This window comes from Steroidobacter sp. (genome assembly GCF_036406195.1).
Taxonomy (GTDB): domain Bacteria; phylum Pseudomonadota; class Gammaproteobacteria; order Steroidobacterales; family Steroidobacteraceae; genus Steroidobacter.
In genome coordinates this window covers 115,145-138,157 of the sequence record NZ_DASWVW010000007.1, presented here as the reverse complement: position 1 = coordinate 138,157, position 23,013 = coordinate 115,145, and the positions used below count along the sequence as shown (strand labels likewise).

Genomic DNA, 23,013 nt, shown 5'->3' with positions numbered 1-23,013 from the left:
GCGCAAGCGAGGCACAGTGTCTTCGTTGATGACGGCGCTCAAAGCGCAAGGTGAGAACACGTCCGCATCGACGTCGTAGATCTGTGACATCGGCACCGCCTCGGCGCCAAACTCCGCGACCGCATGCTCGATGCGCTCTTCATTGATATCGGTGACGAACACCTTCGCGCCAGCGGCACGCAATGACTTCACCAGGTGATAACCCACCTGGCCGGCTCCCTGCACGGCGAAGCTCGTGCGGCGCAGATCCGCATGGCCGAGCTTGAATTCGAGACAGGCGCGAATGCCATGCAACGTGCCCAGCGCGGTGAATCGCGAAGGATCGCCGCTGCCACCCAGGAGTTGTGGCACGCCGACTACGTGGCGCGTTTCCTGGCGAATCAATTCCATGTCGTCGGCATTGGTGCCCACGTCTTCGCTGGTGATGAAGCGCCCGCCGAGCGATTGAATGAAGCGCCCGAGCGCACGAAACAGAGCTTCGCTTTTATCCGTTTCGGGATTGCCGATGAGCACGCCCTTGGCGCCGCCGAGATTCAGGCCGGCGATGGCGGCCTTGTGAGTCATGTCTGCGGAGTGCTTCAGTACGTCGCGAACCGCATCCGCCTCGTTCGCATACGGCCACATGCGCAAGCCGCCGAGCGCCGGGCCCAGCACCGTGCTGTGAATCGCGATCACACAGCGCAGGCCGCTGTCGCGATGATGAAAGAACACTACTTGCTCGTGCCCGAGCCGGCTCACTGCTTCGAACAGATTCATCGCCGTCCCTCGAAAACCCCGGACCGTGATTATAGGCGCGCGCGGGTGTGCGCACGTATCCCTATTCTCAACGTCGTGATTGCAGGGCTGCGATACCGTCGTTAGTCGATCGATCCGGTTCGCCCAGCACGGCAAGAATGCGTGCATGCGCCACGTCGCGCGTATGGGTGACGGCGTCCGAGTTATTCATGTCGTGCATCGGGCCGATCGACGGCAACACGTGAATGTCGATGCGACCTGGCCGGGGCAGAAAGCGTCCCGACGGCAGGATGTATCGCGTGCCGCGGATGGCGAGCGGCACCACCGGCAGATCAACGCGCGCCGCAATAGTGAACGCGCCGCTGTGAAACTTGCCGAGCCCGGGCTCGGCCAGGAACGTGCCCTCGGGAAAGAAGGCCAGCGCCTGACCGGCGTCAGCGGCCTTCAACAGGCGCCGTGCATCCATGCCGCCGGCGTGTCGATTGAAGCGATCGACGAACTCCGATCCGATCCGCCGCAACAGCAATCCAGCGAGCGGCACGCGACTGAACTCTTTCTTGATCACGAACGAGAAGCGTGCGGGCAGGGCGGCCTTGAGCACGATGCCATCCAGATAGCTGGCGTGATTCGCCACGACCACGCATGGTCCGCCCGGCAACAGATGCTCGTCGATCATGCGGATGCGCAGGCCCGCCACCGTAAAAAACGCGCGCGCCGCAAAGTGAGCAATATGCCGACGTGCCTTGATCCCGAGAGGCAGTAAAACTGCAACGAACGCGCTCAGGCCGAAGACCAGGAACACCAGCAGGACATACACGCCATAAATGATTTCGAGCACGGACCGGAAGACTGTCGGCGCCCGCTGCGGGGCGTCAGTCATGAGGCGACACGCATATCTCTACAGAGATGTCACGGGGAGATTTATGTAGTACCGGCATGGAATAGGTCGGGTGTCGATTTCTGTGAACTGAGTCTCTTTATGTAAACCCTGCGGGGGTTCTGTGATTGTAATCACGTCTCCCGCCGGACCCTCTCTCCATACTGGCCGCCATTGATTTACCGGTCTGCCGTGAGCGATCACGGTTAACACCACAAGGCGATGAGCACCGTAACCAAAGCATCAGTCTACTCGAGGTCAGGCGAGGATATGCCGGAGACGCCGTCATTGGCGGCCATCGACCGCTTTCTCGATGCCGTGTGGATGGAGCGCGGATTGTCGCCCAACACACTGTCCGCTTATCGCGCTGACCTGACTGCGCTGGATCGCTGGCTGCAGGCGCGTGGCACATCGAGCGTCGCCGCCAAGCGCGCCGACCTGCTCGCATTCATCGCTCATCGCGTCGAGGCCGGAGCGCGTCCGCGTTCCACTGCACGTCAGCTGTCCAGCTTTCGCCGATTCTACCGTTATCTGATCCGCGACGGAGCCATCAAGGAAGATCCCACCGCGCAGATCGCGATGCCCAAGATCGGGCGTTCGTTGCCGAAGTCGCTGACGGAGGAAGAGGTCGAGGCGTTGCTGAAGGCGCCGGTGATCGAGGACCCGCTGGGTCATCGCGACCGCTGCATGCTGGAAGTGCTGTACGCCACGGGCCTGCGCGTCTCGGAGCTGGTGAACCTGAAGTCCAGTCAGGTGAACATGAATCAGGGCGTGCTGCGCATCGTCGGCAAGGGTGATCGCGAACGGCTGATTCCGCTGGGCGACGAGGCGGTGTCCTGGCTGCAGAAATTCATGAACGGTCCGCGCCTGGAAATCCTGCTGGAGCGCCAGACCGACTACCTGTTCCCGACGCGCCGTGGCGATCGCATGACGCGCCAGGCGTTCTGGCACATCATCAAGCGCTATGCGCAGAAGGCCGGCGTGCAGAAGGCGTTGTCGCCGCACACGCTGCGGCACGCGTTCGCCACCCACTTGCTGAACCATGGCGCGGATCTGCGCGTGGTGCAGATGCTGCTGGGGCATAGCGACCTGTCGACGACACAGATCTATACGCACGTGGCCCGCGAGCGCATGAAGGAACTGCATGCGCTACATCACCCCAGAGGGTGAGTGCGGCTGCCTTTCCGAAGACACCTAACGTGTCTTCGGACCGGCCGAACGCCGGTACACGGATGTAGCGGCTGGCCGAGGTTCCATGGACGGCTGCTTGAGACGCCTCCAGGGACCGCTACTCGAGACGCCTTCTGGACGGCTACCTGAACGACCCTCTGGCCGTCACCGCCTCACCCCACCACAGCCACTGCCCCAACGTTCTCTCGCCCCCGACGGCGTCTTTGCTAGACTCCGCCCGCCTCCTCAATCAAGCCGAACTGCGTTGAACTTGCGGGCCTGCCGCAGCGTCGAATCGGGCGAGGGTCACGAGAGTTCCCATGAAAAAACTGTTGATGTGTCTGCTCGCCAGTGTGGCGACCTGGCTCGGGGCGTCGGCGTTCGCTGCCGAAACCGCGGCATCCGCCGCCAATGCCGTCGATCAGAAGGCAATGGCGACAATCCGTGCCACGCTCGCACGGAAATTCCCGGACATGACCATCAACAATGTGCAGCCGACGCCCATGAAGGACATCTACGAGGTCAGCCTGGGGACGGATATCGCCTATATCAGCGCCGATGGCCGCTACCTGATCGCCGGCGAGATGTATGAAATCGAGTCGCGTACCAACCTGACCGAAGCCGGCCGCCAGAAGACCCGCGTGAAGGCGCTCGCCAGGCTGGACGAGCGCGAAATGATCATCTTCAAGCCGGCCAAGGTGAAGCACACCATCAACGTGTTCACCGACGTCGATTGCGGCTATTGCCGCAAGCTGCACAGCGAGATCGATCAATTGAATCAGCGCGGCGTGCAGGTTCGCTATCTCGCCTATCCGCGGGCCGGGCCGGGCTCGGAGGACTGGGAGAAGATGGAGGCCGTGTGGTGCTCGATGGATCGCAAGAAGGCGATCACCGACGCCAAGGCCGGCCGCGAGGTCAAGGCGCAGCAGTGCGCCACGCCGGTCGCGAAGCAGTATCAGCTGGGGGGGGAGTTGGGTGTGCGCGGCACGCCGGCCATCTTCACCACTAGCGGTGACTATATCGGCGGCTATCTGACGCCGGACCAGATGGTGCAAGAGCTGGATCGGCTGAGCGCCGAGGCCAAGAACTAGCCTTCAATCGAACGGGTGGCCCATGGTGGGGCCACCCGATCCCGAATCTTCGATCAACGCTCCAGCAGCTTCAGCTTGTCGGGCTTGCCGTCCCATTCCTTCGCGTCGGGCGGCATCGGCTTCTTCTCGGTGATCACCGGCCAGGCCTTGGCCAACTCGGCGTTCAGCGGCTTGAAGTGCTGCTGGTCTTCGGGCAACTCTTCTTCGGAGAAGATCGCCTCGGCCGGGCATTCCGGCTCGCACAGCGTGCAGTCGATGCACTCGTCCGGATCGATCACCAGGAAGTTGGGACCTTCGTGGAAACAGTCGACGGGGCACACCTCGACACAGTCGGTGTACTTGCACTTGATGCAGTTTTCAGTGACGACGAAGGTCATCGCGGGCTCCGGAAATCCTTGGCAGCGGCGGCTGGACAAGAAATGCGCCGCTTGCGGGCGCGCATTGTGCCAAAGGGGGCGTGGGGATGCGAGGCTGCGTCGTCATAGCGGCCTGTTTTCCTGGAATGACGGGCGGTCAGGGCCGGCCCGCAGGGTGTCATTGCGACTGGCCGTCGGTCATCACGGCCTTGCCGTCCTGCCAGTCGATGTCGCGAAAATGCAGTTTTTCCTGGCCCAGGCGCCGGTCCTCTAGGTAACGCCGCAAGGCGAATTCGACGCTCAGGAAGGCCAGTTCGGGCCAGGGAATCTCCTCCTCGGCGTACAGCCGCGTTTCCAGGCTTTCGGGGCCGATCCCGAACGAGGGTTCGCGTAACGTAGCGCGAAACATGATGTGTACCTGATGCGCGCGCAGCACGTTGACGATGCTCAGTAGCGAGCCGATCCGGACGTGCGCCAGCGCTTCCTCCATGGCCTCGCGTGCGGCCGCCTGCTGTACGGATTCGCCGTTCTCCATGAAGCCCGCGGGTGTGGTCCAGTAGCCGCGGCGAGGCTCGATGGCCCGTCTGCACAAAAGAATCTTGCTTTCGTGCTCGATCACACAGCCGGCGATGATGCGTGGGTTCTCGTAATGGATGGTCCCGCAGCTGGCACAGACGTAACGGGGCAGGTGATCGCCAGGGGGAATCGACAGGCTGACCGGCTGGGCGCAGTTGGAGCAGAACTTCATGAGGTAAGGAATTGAACCGCCGGGTATTCAGGGGCGCGAGGATGAAGGGCGGCATGGTCACCCCTCGTTGCTCTCTTGTCGAGAGGTGTGGTGGCTTGAGTATCCGGAAGAGAGAGGCGCGGTGGCTTGCGTCGGCGGGAGTGACCTGCCTGCTCCCGGCACCGCTGCACTCGCCGCGCTTCGCTGTCGCTCGCGCGCTGCTTGTACGTCCATGTAGCGCTAAGGGGCCAACATCCCTGTTGGTCCCATTTGCCGGGAGCAGGCAGGTCACTCCCGCCGACGCTGACACGTCGCGGTGTCGTTACGGTTGAAGAGGAAGAGGCGGAGCTGCAATCAGTCCGCATTCTCATCGATGGAATGTCGGACCTCTGCCAGCAACTTCATCAGCTGTTCCATCTGCGCTTCGTTCAGCCCGGCAAACATCTTGTCCACCCATGCCTCGTGGGCGCGAGCCATGCGTTGGAAGGTTTCGCGGCCTTTGCGGGTGAGGCGGACGGTGGCGACGCGGCGGTCGTCGGATTCGAGGGTGCGCACTACCAGCAGCTCTTCGATCAGCCGGTTCACGATGCCGGTGACATTGCCATTCGAGACCAGCAGGGCCGCGGACAGCTGGCTCATGGTGAGGCCGTCGGGTTCGCGTTCCAGAGCGGCCATCACGTCGAAACGGGGCAAGGTGGTCTGAAACTCTGCTTCGAGCCGGCTGCGGATGCGGCGCTCGATGATCATGGAGCAGCTGAGCAGCCGCAGCCACAGGCGCAGCGAGGTCTTGCTGTGGGGAGCGCCGCCGAGCTTTTCGGCGAAGGCGCGGGGCGCGCTGGGGGTGGTCATCGGAGGCTTCCGTAACAATAGGTTGCAATCCTAAAAGAGTTACAGCCCGGCGGCAACGGGCGGCCCGAAAAATGCAGGTTCCAACTGATAGTTGACACTTAAAATATATCGCTCGTACCATGTCCCGCACCAGCAACTCTGCCAGCGCGGTTGTCATGAAGCGCATCGTTTGTCTCGGCGGTGGGCCGGCGGGTTTGTACGCCGCCATCCTGTTCAAGAAAGCTCTTCCCGGCGCCAGCGTCGAGGTGTACGAACGCAACCGCCCGGACGACACCTTTGGCTGGGGCGTGGTGTTTTCCGACAAGACCATGGAGGGATTTCGCGCCATCGATGCCGAATCGCACGACGCCATCATCAGCAACTTCCATCACTGGGACGACATCGATGTGCATTTCAAGGGCGAGCGCGTGCGCTCGGGCGGTCACGGCTTCTGCGGCATTTCGCGCAAGCTGCTGCTGAACAAGCTGCAGGAACGCGCCGCCGGCCTGGGCGTGCAGCAGACCTTCCAGCATGAAATCGAAGATCTGACGCCGTTCGCCGATGCGGATTTGATCGTCGCGGCCGATGGCGTCAACAGCCGCACGCGCAAACAGTTCGCGTCCGTGTTCGAGCCGGATATCGATGTGCGCAAGTGCCGGTTCATCTGGCTCGGCACCCGACAGAAGTTTCCGTCCTTCACGTTCGCTTTCGAGCCGACCGAGCACGGCTGGTTCCAGATTCACGCGTATCAATTCAGTGACGAGCTGTCGACCGTCATCGTCGAAACGCGCGAGGAAACCTGGAAGGCGCACGGGCTCGATCGCTTCAATACGGAGCAGAGCATCGAGTTCTGCGAAAAACTGTTCGGCCGCTATCTGGGCGGCCACAGCCTGATGAGCAATGCCAACCATCTGCGCGGTTCGGCGTGGCTCAACTTCAATCGCGTACTGTGCAAGCGCTGGCACACCGATAACATCGTCTTGATCGGCGACGCCGCGCATACCGCGCACTTCGGCATCGGCTCCGGCACGAAGCTCGCGATGGAGGATGCCGCTTCTCTGGTGAAGCACGTTGCGCATGCCGCCGATGTTCGGGCAGGACTCGAGTCGTATCAGGCGGAACGCAGCCTGGAAGCGCTCAAACTACAGAGCGCGGCGCGCAATCGCATGGAATGGTTCGAGAACGTCGCACGCTATGTTCACCTGGAGCCGCTGCAGTTTGCCTATAGCCTGCTGACCGGCAGCCAACGCATCGGTCACGACAATCTGCGCCTGCGGGATGGCGCTTTCGTCGAGGTGGTAGAGCGCGATCTCGCTCGGCGCGCGGGCGTGAATGAGCCCCGGCCGCCGATGTTTCTACCGTTCAAGTTGCGCGGCATGCAGTTGACCAATCGCGTCGTGGTCTCGCCGATGGCGCAATACCAGGCCGTGGATGGCGTGCCGAACGATTGGCACTTGATGCACTACGGTTCGCGCGCTACCGGTGGTGCTGGCCTGGTCGTGACGGAGATGACTTGTGTGTCGCCGACGGGGCGTATCAGTCCGGGCTGCACGGGGCTGTGGAACGACACTCAACGCGACGCCTGGAAACGCATCGTCGATTTCGTACACACGCATTCGGCCGCGAAGTTCTCTCTGCAACTCGGGCACTCCGGCCGCAAAGGTTCGACGCAGGTGGGGTGGGAGCACGCCGATCATCCGTTGCCGGAGGGCAACTGGGAATTGATCTCCGCATCGCCGCTGCCGTACCTCGAAGGCATCAGCCAGACGCCGCGTGCCATGACGCTTCAAGACATGGATGAGGTGACGCAGCAGTTCGTACATGCAGCGCAGTTGGGTGAGCAGGCCAGCTTCGACATGATCGAGCTGCACATGGCGCATGGGTATTTGTTGGCAAGCTTCCTGTCGCCGCTGACCAATCGGCGCGAGGACGAGTTTGGCGGCAGCATCGAAAATCGCATGCGTTTTCCGTTGCGGGTCTTCAAAGCGACGCGCGCCGTGTGGCCCGCGGACAAGCCGATGTCCGTTCGCGTGTCGGCCAGCGATTGGGCCGAGGGTGGATTGAGCGAAGCGGATCTCGTGACATTCGCGCGCGCACTGCGCGACGCGGGTGCGGACCTGATCGACGTATCGACCGGCCAGACCGTCCCCTGGCAGAAGCCTGTCTACGGCCGCATGTATCAAACGCCGTTCTCGGACTTGTTGCGTAACACGGTGGATATCGCGACCATTGCGGTCGGCAACATCTTCGAAGCGGATCACGTGAATTCCATCATCGCCGCGGGCCGAGCCGATCTGTGCGCGCTGGCCAGACCGCATCTCGCGGATCCGTCGTGGACGCTGCATGCCGCCGCGGCGCAGAACTGGGCCAGCCAGCAGTGGCCGAAGCCTTATCTCTCCGGCAAGAGCCAGCTGGAACGCAATCTCGCGCGGGCTGCGCAAATGATTGGTGCCGTTTGAGCACGAGCTCACAATCCCCAGCGCCTCTGGGGGGCAAGCATGCGCTGATCACGGGCGCGAGCCGCGGTATTGGCTTCGCCATCGCTCAGCGATTACTGCATGAGGGGGCGCGGGTGACGCTGCTGGGGCGCCAGCTTGCAGCAGTCACCGAAGTGGCCGAGAAACTGAGCGCAAGCGACGCATATGCCGTTGCGGCCGACGTTACCAATAGCGGCCAAATGCGGGCCGCGATCCAGGATGCCAGCAGCCGCTTCGGCGCCATCGACATTCTCGTGAACAATGCCGGACAGGCGACGAGCGCACCCTTGCACAAGATGGAAGATGCATTGTGGCACACGATGCTGTCCGTCAACCTGACCGGTACCTATTACGGCATGCGCTATGTTTTGCCTTCGATGGTGCAGCGGGATTTCGGGCGCATCGTGAATGTTGCGAGCACGGCTGGACTGAAGGGCTATCCGTATGTGTCCGCGTACAGCGCCGCGAAGCACGGCGTTATTGGTCTGACTCGGTCAGTGGCGTTGGAAGTGGCGGGCCGGAACATCACGGTCAATGCGGTGTGCCCGGGCTATACCGATACGGACATCGTTCGCGAGACCGTTCGCAACATCCAGGAGAAGACGCAGCGCTCGGAGGCCGATGCGTTGGCGGCACTGGTGGCGAACAATCCGCAACGTCGCTTGATCCGTTGCGAGGAAGTGGCCAACGCCGTCGCATGGCTGTGTCTGCCAGGCAGCGAAAGCATCACGGGCCAGAGCATCGCCGTCGCTGGCGGCGAGATCATGTAACTGATTTATTTCGGCCGGCGGGACAGCGGCCGATCGCGGGGACTCATGTCATTCACTCAACGCAAGCTGTCGGACTATCAGGCGAAACATTTCCTGTGGCGCGTGGAGCAGTCGGTCGGCTACGTCACCCTGAACATTCCGGATCGGAAGAATCCGCTGACGTTCGAGTCGTATGCCGAGTTGCGCGACCTGTTTCGCGATCTCGTCTACGACAAGGACATCCGCGTGGTCGTGATCGACGGCGCCGGCGGCAATTTCTGCTCTGGCGGCGATGTGCATGACATCATCGGGCCGCTCACACGCATGACCATGCCGGAGTTGCTGACGTTCACGCGCATGACTGGCGATCTCGTCAAGGCGATCCGCGGTTGCCCGCAGGTCGTGATCTCCGCTGTGGACGGCATTTGCGCAGGCGCAGGTGCAATCATCGCGATGGTGTCCGATATGCGCATCGGCACGCCACAGGCCAAGACTGCGTTCTTGTTTACGCGGGTCGGGCTCGCCGGTTGTGACATGGGCGCGTGCGCCATCCTGCCTCGATTGATCGGGCAGGGACGGGCGGCCGAGTTGATGCTCACGGGCCGCGCCATGACCGCCGAGGAAGGCGAACGATGGGGCTTTTTCAACCAGCTGGTCGCCTCCGATCAGTTGCTCGCCGAAGCGACACGGCTGGCGCGCAGTCTCGCCACCGGCCCTATGTTCGCGCACAGCATGACCAAGAACATGCTGAACCAGGAATGGAACATGAGCATCGAGCAGGCCCTGGAAGCCGAGGCGCAGGCGCAGGCCATTTGCATGCAGACCGAGGATTTCCGCCGCGCATTCGATGCATTCGCGGCCAAGCGCAAGCCGGAGTTCGTCGGCAAATGAGCGTGCAATTCGATCTGAGCGAGCGGCTGAGCTGGCCGTTCTTCGCGCCGGAGCATCGTACCGCCGCCGAACTGGTATCGGCGTGGAGCGCGCAGCATCTGTCGGGTCAGTCGCACGGCGAGTCTCGCGACGAAGTGGACGCGCAGGCTCGCAAGCTGGTTGCCGGACTCGGCCAGGCGGGCATCACGCGCTACTGCGTTCGAGCGGAGCATGGTGGAGCGCTGATGAAGTTCGATTCGCGCGCCATTTGCTTGATCCGTGAGACGTTGGCTTATCACGATGGCCTGGCGGATTTTTCCTTTGCCATGCAAGGGCTCGGCAGCGGCTCGCTGTCGCTCGCCGGTGAATCGACCCTGCAGCAGCAATACTTGCCTCGGGTCGCGAGCGGAACGGCAATTACGGCGTTTGCGTTGTCCGAGCCCGATGCCGGTTCCGACGTCGCTGCCATGCAAACGTCGGCGCGCCTCGATGGCGATCACTATGTATTGAATGGCACCAAGACCTGGATCTCCAACGGCGGTATCGCGGATGTGTATTGCGTGTTCGCGCGCACGACGCCAGGACTGAAGCGGCCTGATGGGACCGTTGGCGCGCAAGGGATCACTGCGTTCCTGGTCGAGCCGGGTGACCCTGGATTCGAGATCGAGCGGCGCATCGATGTGATCGCGCCACATCCGCTCGCGACGCTGCGCTTCAAGAATTGCCGTATTCCTGTGGCACGCCGGATCGGCGCCGAAGGCGAAGGATTCAAGATCGCCATGCGGACGCTGGATATTTTTCGTGCGTCCGTGGCCGCTGCTGCCATCGGATTCGCACGGCGTGCCTTGGATGAGGCGGTGGCTCACTCGCGGCAGCGGGCGATGTTCGGCAAGACGCTGGCGGATTTTCAACTGACTCAAGCCGCGATCGCGGACATGGCGACTGCCATCGATGCAGCGGCTTTGCTGACATATCGAGCGGCCTGGCAGAGAGATACAGGGCAAGCCGTGACCAAGAGCGCCGCGATGGCAAAGATGACAGCGACGGAGAGCGCGCAGTCCGTCATCGATCGCGCGTTGCAAATGTTCGGCGGCCGCGGCGTAGTTCACGGAGAAATCGTGGAGCGCCTGTATCGCGACATCCGTGCGCTGCGAATCTATGAAGGCGCGACCGAAGTACAAAAATTGATCATCGCGCGTGAGGTTTTGAAATGACGATTCAAGTGCTGCAGCCCGCCGGCTGGCCGCGACCCAAAGGCTATGCGAACGGCATGGTTGCCGAAGGCCGGCAAGTGTTCGTCGCCGGCCAGATCGGTTGGAACGAGGAGCACCAGTTCCCGCCGACGCTTGCCGAGCAAGTGCGCCAGACCCTGCAGAACATCGTTGCCATATTGAACGAAGCGGGCGCTCGCCCGGAGCATCTGGTGCGCCTCACCTGGTATGTGACCAGCCGCGATGAGTACTACGCGGAACTGCCGCAGATCGGGCAAGCTTATCGCGAGGTCCTCGGCCGTACTTTCCCGACCATGGCCGTCGTGCAAGTGGTTGCGCTCATGGAGAGCGAAGCCAAGGTGGAGATCGAGGCCACCGCGGTCATTCCCAGCGGCGGGTGAAGCGCTATGTCGATGTGGCGCCCCCCTGAGCGCATTCGTCACGAACCGCTGTCCGGTCCATGGCCAAGCGCCGAACGGGCCGAGCGTTCGCGTCTATTCAGTCCCATTCAGCTCGGACCGCTGAGCCTGGAGCAGCGTACCTGGATTCCTGCGATGGTGCCTTGGCGCGCCACCGAGGATGGCTTTGTCTCGCCGAATGTCTTGGCCTGGTACGAGCGATTCGCTCGCGGCCGGCCAGGTGCCATCGTCATCGAGGCCACGGGCATTCGAGACGTGCCTAGCGGTCCGCTGTTGCGCATCGGCGATGATCGTTTCCTGCCGGGACTTCGCCAATTGGCCGAGACCGTGCGCCGCGCCAGCGGCGGTCATACGAGAGTGCTGATTCAGTTGATCGATTTCCTCGCCATGCGACGGCGCCCGGAGCGCGCCAAGTATTTCGAGCGCCTGCTTCGTATTACTGACGCGCACCGCGCGGCGCTCGACATGCGCGATGCACCGGAATCCGAGATTCGAGCGCGCCTCACGACGTTGGACGAAGAAACTTTGCGCGCCATACTGACGCCACGCGAGATGGAGTCGCTCGAACACGGCTACCGTGAACGCGTTACCGACATGGAGCTTACGCACATCGCCAAGCTTCCCGAAACGCTGCCGCAGTTGTTTGCTGACGCAGCCGTCCGGGCGGAGCAGGCCGGGCTCGATGGGGTGGAGTTGCACTATGCGCATGCCTACACCATGGCTTCGTTTCTATCGGCAACCAACCATCGCCAGGATGGCTACGGCGGTTCGCGCGAAGGCCGGGTTCGCCTGCCATTGGAAGTGTATGGCGCCGTGCGGGCCGCCGTGAGCAAGGACTTTGCCGTCGGGTGCCGATTCCTCGCCGAGGAATGCATCGACGGCGGCAGTAGCGTCGAGGATGCGATCTGGTTCGCCACGCAGTTTGCACGCGCCGGCATGGATTTCATTTCCGTGTCTCGCGGCGGCAAGTTCGATGACGCCAAGCAACCCAAGGTGGGCGAGGCCTCGTACCCATATACGGGCCGAAGCGGTTACGAGTGCATGCCTTCTTATTACTCTGACGCTGCCGGGCCGTTCGGTCGCAACCTGGCGCCCTCGAAGCGCATCCGGGCCGCGATTCGCGCGGCGGGATTCATGACACCGCTGGTCACGGCCGGCGGCATCCACCATTTCCAACAGGCGGAGGAGGTGCTCGCCTCGGAACAGGGCGATGTGGTGGGATTTGCACGCCAGGCGCTGGCCGATCCGGATTGGTTCATCAAGGTTCGCAGCGGGCGGGGCGCCGAGGTTCGCTTGTGCAAATACACGAACTACTGCGAAGCGCTGGATCAGCGCCATCGCGAAGTCACTTGCGAGCTGTGGGATCGCGAAGGGCTGGATCAGCCCGGAGTGGCGCGCTCCGCGGACGGCAAGCGCCGGCTGGTCGCGCCGGACGGGTGAACGGATCGGTCTACTCGAACTGACCCTGGTCAATTCTTCAACGCGGCGCGCTTTGCGCTTGTCGACCTCGAACTCTATAGTCGCTGCACGTTGAAGCAGCGAGTGACCGATCGATGAGTGCAAGAATCAGAGTAGGGAACCTGGAAGTGGCCGCCGTGCTGCACGATTTCGTGCGGCAGGCGTTGGCGGGGACCGGCGTGCAGGAACAGGCATTCTGGAGCAGCCTGCAGCGCATCGTCAGTGAATTCTCACCTCGCAACGAGCAATTGCTCGCCAAACGCGATCAACTGCAGGCGCGCATCGATGATTGGTGGCGGCAGCAGCGCGGCCAGCCGCTGGACATCGCCGGGCAACGGCAGTTCCTCGAGTCCATCGGCTACGTCGTGCCCGAGCCCGCGCCGTTCCAGGTTGACACCGAGAACGTGGATCGCGAGATTGCCCATGTCGCCGGTCCTCAGTTGGTGGTGCCGCTCAGCAATGCCCGGTACGCATTGAATGCGGCCAATGCACGTTGGGGCAGCCTCTACGATGCGCTGTACGGCACCGATGCGCTGGAAGCTCCTCTGCCAGCCGGTTCACCGTACAACGCCGAGCGAGGTGCAAAAGTCATTGCATATGCGCGTGCGTGGCTGGATCAGGTTGCGCCGCTCACCTCGGGCAAACATGCGGACGCGACCAAGTACGCGATCGAAGCCGACAAGTTGGTGGTGACGCTCAAGGACGGAGCGCGGGCGACGCTGGCGGTTCCCGCGACGCTCGAAGGCTGGCGCGGCAGCCACGATCAGCCGCAAGGCATTCTGCTGCGGCATCATGGCCTGCATTTCGAGATTGTGATCGACCGCAAGCATCCGATTGGCGCGACCGATGCAGCCGGTGTCGCCGACGTGATTCTCGAGTCGGCCATCACCACCATTCAGGATTGCGAAGACTCGGTCGCGGCGGTGGATGCGGAAGAGAAGGTCGCGGTCTACGGCAATTGGCTGGGCTTGATGAAGGGCGATCTGCAGGCCACCTTCGCCAAGGGCAAGGGCACGGTCAACCGAACGCTCAACGCCGATCGCGTCTATTCCGTGCCGGGCAACAAGGAACTGACGTTGCCGGGCCGCAGCCTGATGCTGGTGCGCAACGTCGGGCATCACATGCGCACTGACGCCGTACTGTTCGAGGGCAAGGAGATTTTCGAAACGGTGCTCGACGCGCTGGTCACCGTCGCCATCGCGATGCATGACATTCGCGGCGGCGGCAAGAACAGCCGCACCGGGTCGGTGTATGTGGTGAAGCCGAAGCTGCACGGCCCGGAGGAGGCGGCACTGGCCAACGACCTGTTCGGCTGGGTGGAAGAAGCGCTGGGCCTGCCCAAGTACACCGTGAAGATCGGCGTGATGGACGAGGAGCGCCGCACGAGCATCAATCTGCTCGCCTGCATCGAGCAGGTGAAACATCGCATCGTGTTCATCAACACCGGCTTCCTGGATCGCACCGGCGACGAGATCCACACCGCGATGCAGGGCGGGCCGGTGCTGCGCAAGGAAGAGATCAAGACCCAGCCGTGGCTGGTTTCGTATGAGAAGCGCAATGTCGAAATCGGTCTGCTGGCCGGCTTGCGCGGCCGCGCACAGATCGGCAAGGGCATGTGGGCCATGCCGGACAAGATGGCGGCAATGCTGGCGACGAAGGCGGGTCATCCACGCGCGGGCGCCAACACTGCCTGGGTGCCATCGCCGACCGCGGCTACGCTGCACGCACTTCATTATCATCAGGTCGATGTGCGCGCGGTTCAGAACGAACTGCAGCGTCAGCTGCAGTCGAGCCAAGCCACTGGCATCGACGACTTGCTACGCGCGCCGCTCGCTCAGTCCGGCTTCACCGCCGAGGAAGTTCAGAGCGAGCTCGATAACAACATTCAGGGCATTCTCGGCTACGTGGTGCGCTGGATCGATCAAGGCGTGGGCTGCTCGAAGGTGCCCGACATTCACGATGTCGGCTTGATGGAGGATCGCGCCACGCTGCGCATCTCCAGCCAGCACGTCGCGAACTGGCTGCTGCACGGCGTGTGCACGGAAGCCCAGGTGAAAGAAACATTAGCGCGCATGGCGGCCGTCGTGGACGCGCAGAATGCCGGCGATCCGCTGTATCGGCCGATGGCTGGCAATCTGCAGGGGAGCGTTGCATTTCAGGCCGCGAGCGACCTGATCTTCCTCGGTCGCGAGCAGCCGAACGGTTATACCGAATTCATCCTGCATCGCCGCCGTCGCGAGCTGAAGGCAAGGAGCTAAGCCCAATGGCACTTAGTTGGCGCCCTCCAGTGGTTGGCGGTTAGGGCAGAACGGAGGCCAGGACTTGGCTCATTTCCGGCTAACCGCTATCCGCCATCCGCGAACCGCTGTGACAAAGACGGTCAACTAAGCACCATTGGAGCTAGGGGAGTTTGCCCCCGAGCCATTCGATCCAGTGCCGCACGGGTATCCGTGCGGCACTGGCAAGGTGGGTGATGCAGCCGATGTTCGCCGACAGGATCACGTCTGGCTGCGCAGCTTGCAGTGCCGCCAGCTTGCGATCGCGCAGCTGTTTGCTGAGCTCCGGTTGCAAGACGGAGTAGGTGCCAGCGGACCCGCAGCACAAATGACTCTCGGCCAGTGGCAGCACTTCCGCGCCGAGGTCTTGCAGCAGTCGTTCGACGACGCCGCGAATCTTCTGGCCGTGCTGGAGTGTGCACGGCGGATGAAATATCACTCGCTCCGGTGAGCGTGCTTGGAGCTTGCTCATCAGCACGTCCGCCTGCGGCGGCAACAACTCGGCCAGATCCCGCGTGAGCTCGACGATACGCTGCGCCTTCGCCGCATATGCCGGATCATGGCGCAGCAGGTGTGCATACTCCTTCACCATCACTCCGCAGCCGGACGCATTCATTACGATTGCTTCAATGCCCGCTTCGACGTGCGGCCACCAGGCATCGACGTTCCTTTTCACCTCCAGCAAAGCAGCCGCGTGATCATTCAAGTGATGCTTGATGGCGCCACAGCACGAAGGTGCCGTTCTCACGGCTTCGATTCCCAGCGCATCGAGCACGCGAGCCGTTGCCACATCGATTCCCGGCGACATGGAAGGCTGCACGCAGCCCAGCGGCAAGAGCATTTTGCGTGCGTGCGATCGGTTCGGCCATGCGCCGGCATCGCGCCGTTCTGGAACCTTGGCGCGCAGAGACTCGGGCAGCAGTGAGCGAACAGCCTGGCCGGCGCGCATCGCCGGCCCGAACAGTTTGCTGGTGAGTCCATGTTTCAATGCCGAGCGGGCCAGTTGCTCGCCCCTGGGACGCTCGACCTTCTGCTCGACGATGCCGCGGCCGATATCCACCAACCGGCCGTACTGAACTCCGGAAGGGCAGGTTGTCTCGCAGGCGCGGCAAGTCAGGCAGCGATCCAGGTGCAATTGCGTGCTTTGCGTCGGCTCGAAGCCTTCGAGCACTTGTTTGATCAGGTAGATGCGGCCGCGGGGACCGTCCAGCTCGTCGCCGAGCAACTGATACGTGGGGCAGGTGGCTGTGCAGAATCCGCAGTGCACGCAGCGGCGCACGATCTCCTCGGCCTCCTTGCCTTCGGGCGTGTCTTTGATGAAATCGGCGAGCTGCGTTCTCATAGGACCCCTTGCTCTAGAGATCCGGATATATCCGGCCCGGATTGAAAATGCCGGCCGGGTCGAACTGCGCTTTCAGGCGCCGATGAATGGCCGCGATCGGTGCAGCCAGTGGTGTGAACACACCGGCCGAGCGATCGCCGCCGCGAAATAGCGTCGCGTGGCCGCCGGCTTGGGTTGCGCGCTCGCGCACTTGCTCTGCGCTCTGCGCAGTTCGCAGCCAACGTAGAGCGCCATTCCACTCGATCAACTGCGGAGCATCGACCCTCAACGGTGCGGCCGTCGAAGGCACCGACATTCGCCATAGCGGCAACTCGCCGGCAAAGAATGGATGAGTCTGCTCTCTTACGCTCGTCCAAAGTGCATCCGCCTCCACGTTGTCCACGTTCTCTCCGCCTAGCTGCTGCCGTGCTGCCAGCACCGCGGCCGGAGCGCCCGCGAGTCGCAAGTGCAGAATGTCCTCGTGCCACAAGGATGCGGACAGCGGCAGGGGGCGGCCGGCCCATTCATTGAGCGTGTCGACAGCGACGGTCTCGCTCATCTCGAAGCGAAGCGTTTGATGTGATAGTGCACGGGGCAGCACCTTGAGCGAGACTTCCACGATCACTCCAAGAATACCCATGGAGCCGGCGAGCAAACGGGACACGTCATAGCCGGCAACGTTTTTCATCACGGTGCCGCCGAACGTCAGCAACTCGCCGCGGCCATCGACCAGCTGCGCGCCGAGCACGAAATCACGGACACCACCGTGCGTCGTTCCGAATGACACGCGGCGTGGGCCCGCCAAGCCCGCGGCGATGCAACCGCCAATCGTTGCGCCAGGACCGAAGTGGGGCGGCTCGAAAGCCAACATCTGCCCATGCTCCGCAAGCAATTGCTCCAACTCGGCGAGTGACGTTCCGGCGCGCGCAGTGATGACCAGCTCCGTCGGCTCATACTCCACGACGCCGGCCACACCTCGCGGATCTAGCAATGTTCCCTGCGGCGGATTGCCATAGAAATCCTTGGTGCCGCCAGCGCGAATGCATAGTGGCGTTCGCGACGCCGAGGCGGCGCGCACCTTGTCGCAAAGCTGATTCAGTGCCGGGTCCATCAGAATCGCGGCAACTCGGGAAATCTCAGGTTTCTGCCATGCACGCGCATCCGCCCGTACTCGGCACAGCGGTGCAAGGTGGGCACGACCTTGCCTGGATTCAGCAGGCCAGGCGGATCGAAGGCGCTCTTCACTGCCAGAAACGTGTCGAGCGTGGCGCGATCGAATTGCGAGCACATCTGGTCGAGCTTCTCCACACCCACGCCATGTTCGCCGGTCACCGTGCCGCCCATCTGTACGCACAGCTCCAGAATCTCGGCACCGAACGCTTCGGCACGAGCCACCGAATCCGGATCGGCATCATCGAACAGGATCAGGGGATGCAGGTTGCCATCGCCGGCGTGAAACACATTGGGGCAGCGCAGTCCGTACTTGGGCTCCAGCGCCTGAATCGCTTTCAACATTTCGCCGAGACGGCGGCGTGGGATGGTGCCATCCATGCAGTAGTAAGCCGGCGAGGCCCGACCGGCGGCGGGGAAGGCGTTCTTGCGCCCAGCCCAGAAGCGCAGCCGTTCGGTCTCGCTGTTGGAGACCTGGATGCGAGTGGCGCGAGCCGCCAACAACACTGCCGACATGCGCTCGATTTCCTCGGCTACTTCTTCGGCGGTGCCATCGGACTCACACAGCAACACGGCGGCGGCGTCCAGGTCATAGCCGGCATTCGCGAAGGGCTCGACCAGGCGGCTCGCGGCTTGATCGAGCATTTCCAATCCGGCTGGAATGATTCCATTGGCGATCAACGCCGCCACAGCGTCGCCAGCCTCGCCGATGTCAGCAAAGCTGGCCATGATGCAGCGGGCCATGTGCGGGACGGGTACCAACCTCACGGTGACTTCAGTGATCACCGCGAGCATGCCCTCCGAGCCGATCACCAGCGCCAGCAGATCAAGACCGGGGGCGTCCGGAGCAAGACCGCCGAACTCGACCGGATGGCCCTCAATGGTGAGCCCGCGCACGCGCAAGACGTTGTGCACGGTCAGTCCATACTTCAAACAATGCACGCCGCCGGAGTTTTCCGCGACGTTGCCGCCGATGGTGCAGGCAATCTGGCTGGACGGGTCAGGCGCGTAATAAAGACGATGAGGGGCAGCCGCCTCGCTGATCGCGAGATTGCGCACACCGGGCTGCACGGTCGCCGTGCGCGCCCGGGCATCAATGGACAGAATGCGATTGAACTTCGCGAGCGACAGCAAGACTCCACTGTGGTGAGGCAAAGCGCTGCCAGACAGCCCGGTTCCCGCGCCCCGTGGCACCACTGGCACTTGCCGCTCGTGACACAACTGCAGGATGCGCCGCACTTGGTCTTCGGTTTCCGGCAAGGCCACGACCATGGGCAACTGCCGAAACAGCGTCAGGCCGTCGCACTCATACGGGCGCGTGTCTTCCTCGCGAAACAGCACCGCGTCTTCAGGCAGGAATGCGAGCAACGCAGCGACCAGGCTGCGTTGACGGATGAGGTCCACTGGCAAAGAGCGCTCGGCGGGCGTCGAAGGGGCGGGCATGGCACGTTCCATGGGACGAATCATAGATGAGCGGCGGGCTGAACGCCTGCGCCGGCTTATACTCCCCTCGAGTGGAAGCCGATTTGGTGACTGCCATTCTTCAGGACTCCCATTTTCAGGACTCTGGGGACAAGGAACCCGCGCATGACGAACCCTACTCGACGAGAGGTCCTTGCCGCCGCTGCCGCCACGCTGGCGGGCGCCGGCATCACCGCCGAAGCCGCAGCGTCGCCGGCCAGCAAGGCCACGATCCCGCCGGTCGTTCATCACGTATTTTTCTGGTTGAAGAACCCTCGATCCACGGAGGATCTGGCGCGCCTGCTGACCGGGCTGCGGACCCTGGGGGCTATCGAGACGGTGCGCGCCATTCACATCGGCGTCCCGGCTGACACCGAGCAGCGCGGAGTCGTGGATGCGAGCTACAGCGCCTCGGAGATCCTGTTCTTCGACGATGTGGCCGGACAGAACGCCTATCAGGTCCATCCCATTCACCAGCAGTTCGTCAAGGATTGTCAGCACCTTTGGGAGCGTGTCGTCGTCTACGACGTGCAACCGGCAGCCACGAACTAACATGACGACTTGATATCGGCCGCGGCTCGCGAAATCGCCGGCGTAGTGCGTCGATGGGGAACCTGTCGCGCCTGGACCGCGTTCAAGTTTCACCGCAAGGTGCGCCGGAGCCCTGCATCCGACGCGATCCGACGCGATTCGTGCCGACATGGTTCGAGCCGCATGTACTTGCACAGCTTGGGGATTCAATGGCATATGAGCGGTCAATGACAGAAGTGCCGCTCCAGACCGCACCGAGCTTCCTGCTATCCATCGACGAGGCCACGCGCGCTTTGGCGGACCCGTCAGAGATCATGCAGGTCACTGCCGCGCTTCTCGTGCGTCACCTGGGCGTCAATCGTTGCGCCTATGCCGAGGTCGAAGGCGAGCTGGACGCGTTCGAAGTCACGGCAGATTACTGCGAAGGCGTGCCGAGCGTCGTCGGGCGCTACTACTTCAGCGATCTGAGTGCCGAGTGCTTGCGATCGATGCAGGCTGGCGAGCCGTATGTCGTAGAAGATTCGGCAACAGATCAGCGCACGGCGGGGATGCAAGCGATCTATCGACAACTTCAGGTGCGCGCGGTCATCTGTATGCCGTTGCTGAAGGCAGGCCGATTGGTGGCAGCGCTGATGCTCCAGAGCAATCGGCCGCGGCGCTGGCAGCGGGAAGAAATCGACCTGGTGCGGCTGGTCGCCAGCCGCTGCTGGGAGTCCATCGAGCGAGCCCGCATCGAACGCCGGCTGAAGCAGGTGATCAATGAGAAGCACGACCGCGTGGGGCAGGCTCATAGCGCGGAGCTGACTGCTCCCGACCGGCAGTTCGCGCAGTTGGTGGCCGGCGTCGCCGATTGCGCCATCTATATGCTCGATCTCGATGGGCGGGTGGCGAGTTGGAATGTCGGTGCCGAGCGCATCAAGGGTTACGAGGCGGACGAGATCATCGGCCGTCACTTCTCGCAGTTCTACTCCATCGAGGATCGCGCCGCCGGATTGCCGGAACGTTCATTGAGCCTGGTCGCCACTCAGGGCAAGTTCGAAAGCGAAGGCTGGCGTGTACGTAAGGATGGCTCGCGCTTCTGGGCGAACGTGCTGATCGATCCGATCTACGATACCGATCGACGCCTGGTCGGTTACGCCAAGATCACGCGCGACATGACCGAGCGTCGTCTCATGCAGGAGCAACTCAATCAGGCGCAGAAGATGGAAGCCGTCGGCCAATTGACCGGCGGAGTGGCGCATGACTTCAACAATCTGCTGACCGTCATTCTCGGCAATCTCGATACCGTGCAGCGGCGGGCGCCGGCGGACGACATGAGGTCGCAACGTGCTCTGGAGCACGCCATGCGAGGCGCGCAGCGCGCGGCTGCTCTGACGCATCAACTGCTCGCGTTCGCGCGTCGCCAGTCGCTGAATCCCAAGCCCACCAGCGTGAATCAGCTGGTCACCGCGTTGCTCGAGTTGATTCGCCGCACCTTGCCCGAAGGCATTGCCGTGCAGTCCAGGATCAGCGGCGTAGTGGGGCATGTGAGCGTCGATGCGAATCAAATGGAGAGCGCGCTGCTGAACCTGGTGCTGAACGCTCGCGATGCCATGCACGCTGGCGGCACGTTGACCATCGAGACCGAGATGGTCGAGCTCGGCGCCGAGGAAACGTGGCACCTGGGAGATCTGCAGCCCGGACCACACGCAATCATCAGCGTGAGCGACACCGGCGTCGGCATGTCCAGCGAAGTGATGACGCGTGCATTCGATCCGTTCTTTACGACCAAGCCCCTCGGCCAGGGTACCGGGCTGGGCCTGAGCCAGGTGTTTGGCTTCGTCAAACAATCGGGCGGCACGGTAAAGCTGCAGAGCGAGGTCGGTAAAGGGACGACCGTCAAAGTCTACTTGCCACGCGTCAGTGCCGCGTCGGCTGCTCGATCCGACGGCCGTGACAAGGATGTGCCGCGAGCCAGAGGCAGCGAGACCATACTCGTCGTGGAGGACGAGGAAGATGTTCGTTCCTACAGCGTGGAATGTTTGCAGGAACTGGGTTTCTCCGTGTTGCAGGCCTGCGATGCGTCATCGGCGCTGCGTCTGATACCGGCGCACCCCGAGATTCGGTTGCTGTTCACCGACGTGGGTCTGCCGAGAATGAACGGCCGTGAATTGGCGGAGGAGGCGCGCCGCATGCGTCCGGAGCTACCCGTGCTGTTCACCACCGGCTACGCGCAGGACGCAATGTTTCAGCAAGGCAAGCTGGATCCCAATGCCGAACTGCTGACCAAGCCTTTCAACCGCGCCCAGCTGGCCGAACGCGTCAGATATCTGCTCGACGCATAAGACAGCGGTTAGCGGTTCGTGGTCAGTGGTTGGCCAGAGAGGGCTACTCAGCGCTTGCTTCCGGGCTAACCACCAACCACTAACCGCCAGCCACTGGCGCTCACAAGGGGTCGACTGCCGCGGCGTGCGGGCGCATATTGATGGCCTCTCGATATGGAGGCCAGCGCGTGTCCACGACTGCCTTCGACTCACTGGCGCGGCAATACGATTCTGAATTTACGGACACAGCCGTCGGCCGGGTGCTGCGTGACATCGTTTGGTCGGCGGTATCCGACAGCTTCGGAGCCTCGAGGAAAGTTCTGGAGCTTGGCTGTGGCACCGGCGAGGACGCCGTGCGCTTCGCTCGCTTGGGCATCGAGGTGACCGCGACCGATGTTTCGGCCGAGATGATTCGGGTCGCCCGCCAGAAAATAAATCGCCTGTCCGGCATTGAACCCATCGAGCTCCACCGGGTACCCATGGAGGATGTTGTGGCGTCGCTGTGCGGTCGTTCGTTCGACGGCGTGTTCTCGAATTTTGGCGCGATCAATTGCGTTGCTGATCTGCCGGCCCTGGCTGCGAGCCTGGCCGGATTGCTGGTGCCGGGCGCGCCATTGGTCTGGGTCATCATGGGCCGGCGCGTGCCTTGGGAATGGCTGTGGTACCTCGCGCGAGCAGATATGCGCAAGGCGCTGCGACGCTTTGAGAAGAATGGTGTCGAGTGGCGCGGACTGAAGATCACATATCCGACGCCGGCGGAGGCAAGCGCGGCAATCGGGCCGTACTTCGAGATACGTCGCGTGTCGCCGCTTGGGTGCGTCTTGCCGCCAAGTTACGCAGCAGCTTGGTTGAATCGTTCGCCTCGCACGCTGGCCGCACTTACGCGTCTCGAGGTGCTGGCGCAACGTTCGACTGCGCTGGCGGCTTGGTCTGACCATTACATTCTGCAGGCCGCTCGTCTGCCCGCGGGGACGAGATGACTG

General features: G+C 62.8%; 20 protein-coding genes. 12 read left to right on the top strand and 8 right to left on the bottom strand.

What is annotated here, in order from left to right; all coding sequences use genetic code 11:
- Both VGE08_RS02715 and VGE08_RS02710 read right to left on the bottom strand, forming a co-directional pair.
- On the bottom strand, positions 1 to 756 hold a 756-nt coding region (locus VGE08_RS02715; RefSeq protein WP_331066314.1), incomplete at its 3' end, for a Glu/Leu/Phe/Val dehydrogenase dimerization domain-containing protein.
- A gap of 67 nt (positions 757 to 823) precedes the next feature.
- Positions 824 to 1,615: a lysophospholipid acyltransferase family protein gene (locus VGE08_RS02710; RefSeq protein WP_331066313.1), complete on the bottom strand. Its 792-nt coding sequence runs from the start codon at positions 1,613 to 1,615 to the stop codon at positions 824 to 826.
- Between the two features lie 267 nt (positions 1,616 to 1,882).
- Here VGE08_RS02710 and xerD point away from each other — a divergent pair, with 267 nt between their 5' ends.
- Together xerD and VGE08_RS02700 are read left to right on the top strand one after the other, a co-directional pair.
- A complete protein-coding gene (xerD, locus tag VGE08_RS02705; protein ID WP_331066316.1) occupies positions 1,883 to 2,782 on the top strand; it encodes a site-specific tyrosine recombinase XerD in 900 nt (299 codons plus the stop codon).
- Positions 2,783 to 3,102: 320 nt separating this feature from the next.
- Positions 3,103 to 3,873: a DsbC family protein gene (locus VGE08_RS02700; protein WP_331066312.1), complete on the top strand. Its 771-nt coding sequence runs from the start codon at positions 3,103 to 3,105 to the stop codon at positions 3,871 to 3,873.
- 53 nt (positions 3,874 to 3,926) lie between these two features.
- Here VGE08_RS02700 and fdxA read toward each other — a convergent pair whose 3' ends face one another.
- From fdxA to VGE08_RS02685, 3 genes are all read right to left on the bottom strand, one after another.
- The gene (gene fdxA, locus VGE08_RS02695; protein WP_331066311.1) at positions 3,927 to 4,250 is read right to left on the bottom strand and encodes a ferredoxin FdxA; all 324 of its coding nucleotides are present in this window, start codon (positions 4,248 to 4,250) and stop codon (positions 3,927 to 3,929) included.
- A 157-nt stretch (positions 4,251 to 4,407) separates the two neighbouring features.
- A complete protein-coding gene (locus tag VGE08_RS02690) occupies positions 4,408 to 4,977 on the bottom strand; it encodes an NUDIX hydrolase (RefSeq protein WP_331066310.1) in 570 nt (189 codons plus the stop codon).
- A gap of 333 nt (positions 4,978 to 5,310) precedes the next feature.
- Positions 5,311 to 5,805 (bottom strand): MarR family winged helix-turn-helix transcriptional regulator, encoded by a 495-nt coding sequence (locus VGE08_RS02685; RefSeq protein WP_331066309.1) that lies wholly within the window; start codon positions 5,803 to 5,805, stop codon positions 5,311 to 5,313.
- A gap of 155 nt (positions 5,806 to 5,960) precedes the next feature.
- Between VGE08_RS02685 and VGE08_RS02680 the strand changes: the two genes are divergently transcribed.
- The 7 genes from VGE08_RS02680 to VGE08_RS02650 all read left to right on the top strand — a co-directional run bounded on the left by VGE08_RS02680 (position 5,961) and on the right by VGE08_RS02650 (position 15,226).
- Positions 5,961 to 8,243: a bifunctional salicylyl-CoA 5-hydroxylase/oxidoreductase gene (locus VGE08_RS02680; RefSeq protein ID WP_331066308.1), complete on the top strand. Its 2,283-nt coding sequence runs from the start codon at positions 5,961 to 5,963 to the stop codon at positions 8,241 to 8,243.
- On the top strand, positions 8,240 to 9,031 hold the full coding sequence (locus tag VGE08_RS02675) for an SDR family oxidoreductase (protein ID WP_414717442.1): 792 nt from the start codon (positions 8,240 to 8,242) through the stop codon (positions 9,029 to 9,031). Before VGE08_RS02680 ends, VGE08_RS02675 begins: the two co-directional genes overlap by 4 nt.
- Before the next feature lie 45 nt (positions 9,032 to 9,076).
- Positions 9,077 to 9,901, top strand: coding sequence for an enoyl-CoA hydratase family protein (locus VGE08_RS02670; RefSeq protein WP_331066306.1), 825 nt, complete (start codon positions 9,077 to 9,079; stop codon positions 9,899 to 9,901).
- Positions 9,898 to 11,094 carry an acyl-CoA dehydrogenase family protein gene (locus VGE08_RS02665; RefSeq protein ID WP_331066305.1) on the top strand — a complete coding sequence of 399 codons (1,197 nt, stop codon included), beginning with the start codon at positions 9,898 to 9,900 and terminating at the stop codon, positions 11,092 to 11,094. The genes VGE08_RS02670 and VGE08_RS02665 overlap by 4 nt, the downstream gene beginning before the upstream one ends.
- A complete protein-coding gene (locus VGE08_RS02660; protein WP_331066304.1) occupies positions 11,091 to 11,492 on the top strand; it encodes a RidA family protein in 402 nt (133 codons plus the stop codon). Before VGE08_RS02665 ends, VGE08_RS02660 begins: the two co-directional genes overlap by 4 nt.
- A 12-nt stretch (positions 11,493 to 11,504) precedes the next feature.
- The gene (locus VGE08_RS02655) at positions 11,505 to 12,950 is read left to right on the top strand and encodes an NADH:flavin oxidoreductase (RefSeq protein WP_331066303.1); all 1,446 of its coding nucleotides are present in this window, start codon (positions 11,505 to 11,507) and stop codon (positions 12,948 to 12,950) included.
- A 113-nt stretch (positions 12,951 to 13,063) separates the two neighbouring features.
- Positions 13,064 to 15,226: a malate synthase G gene (locus VGE08_RS02650; protein WP_331066302.1), complete on the top strand. Its 2,163-nt coding sequence runs from the start codon at positions 13,064 to 13,066 to the stop codon at positions 15,224 to 15,226.
- A gap of 142 nt (positions 15,227 to 15,368) precedes the next feature.
- On the opposite strand, the gene glcF is transcribed toward VGE08_RS02650, so the two are convergent.
- From glcF to VGE08_RS02635, 3 genes are read right to left on the bottom strand one after another with little or no spacing between them, the layout of a single operon-like run.
- Positions 15,369 to 16,586 (bottom strand): glycolate oxidase subunit GlcF, encoded by a 1,218-nt coding sequence (gene glcF / locus VGE08_RS02645; RefSeq protein ID WP_331066301.1) that lies wholly within the window; start codon positions 16,584 to 16,586, stop codon positions 15,369 to 15,371.
- A gap of 13 nt (positions 16,587 to 16,599) precedes the next feature.
- A complete protein-coding gene (gene glcE / locus VGE08_RS02640) occupies positions 16,600 to 17,676 on the bottom strand; it encodes a glycolate oxidase subunit GlcE (protein WP_331066300.1) in 1,077 nt (358 codons plus the stop codon).
- Positions 17,676 to 19,178, bottom strand: a complete 1,503-nt coding sequence (locus tag VGE08_RS02635; RefSeq protein WP_331066299.1) for an FAD-linked oxidase C-terminal domain-containing protein — start codon at positions 19,176 to 19,178, stop codon at positions 17,676 to 17,678. The genes glcE and VGE08_RS02635 overlap by 1 nt, the downstream gene beginning before the upstream one ends.
- 144 nt (positions 19,179 to 19,322) lie before the next feature.
- Between VGE08_RS02635 and VGE08_RS02630 the strand changes: the two genes are divergently transcribed.
- The 3 genes from VGE08_RS02630 to VGE08_RS02620 all read left to right on the top strand — a co-directional run bounded on the left by VGE08_RS02630 (position 19,323) and on the right by VGE08_RS02620 (position 23,010).
- A complete protein-coding gene (locus VGE08_RS02630; protein ID WP_331066298.1) occupies positions 19,323 to 19,748 on the top strand; it encodes a Dabb family protein in 426 nt (141 codons plus the stop codon).
- Positions 19,749 to 19,954: 206 nt separating this feature from the next.
- The gene (locus tag VGE08_RS02625) at positions 19,955 to 22,051 is read left to right on the top strand and encodes an ATP-binding protein (protein WP_331066297.1); all 2,097 of its coding nucleotides are present in this window, start codon (positions 19,955 to 19,957) and stop codon (positions 22,049 to 22,051) included.
- Between the two features lie 167 nt (positions 22,052 to 22,218).
- Positions 22,219 to 23,010, top strand: a complete 792-nt coding sequence (locus VGE08_RS02620) for a class I SAM-dependent methyltransferase (protein WP_331066296.1) — start codon at positions 22,219 to 22,221, stop codon at positions 23,008 to 23,010.
- Positions 23,011 to 23,013 lie beyond the last annotated feature (3 nt).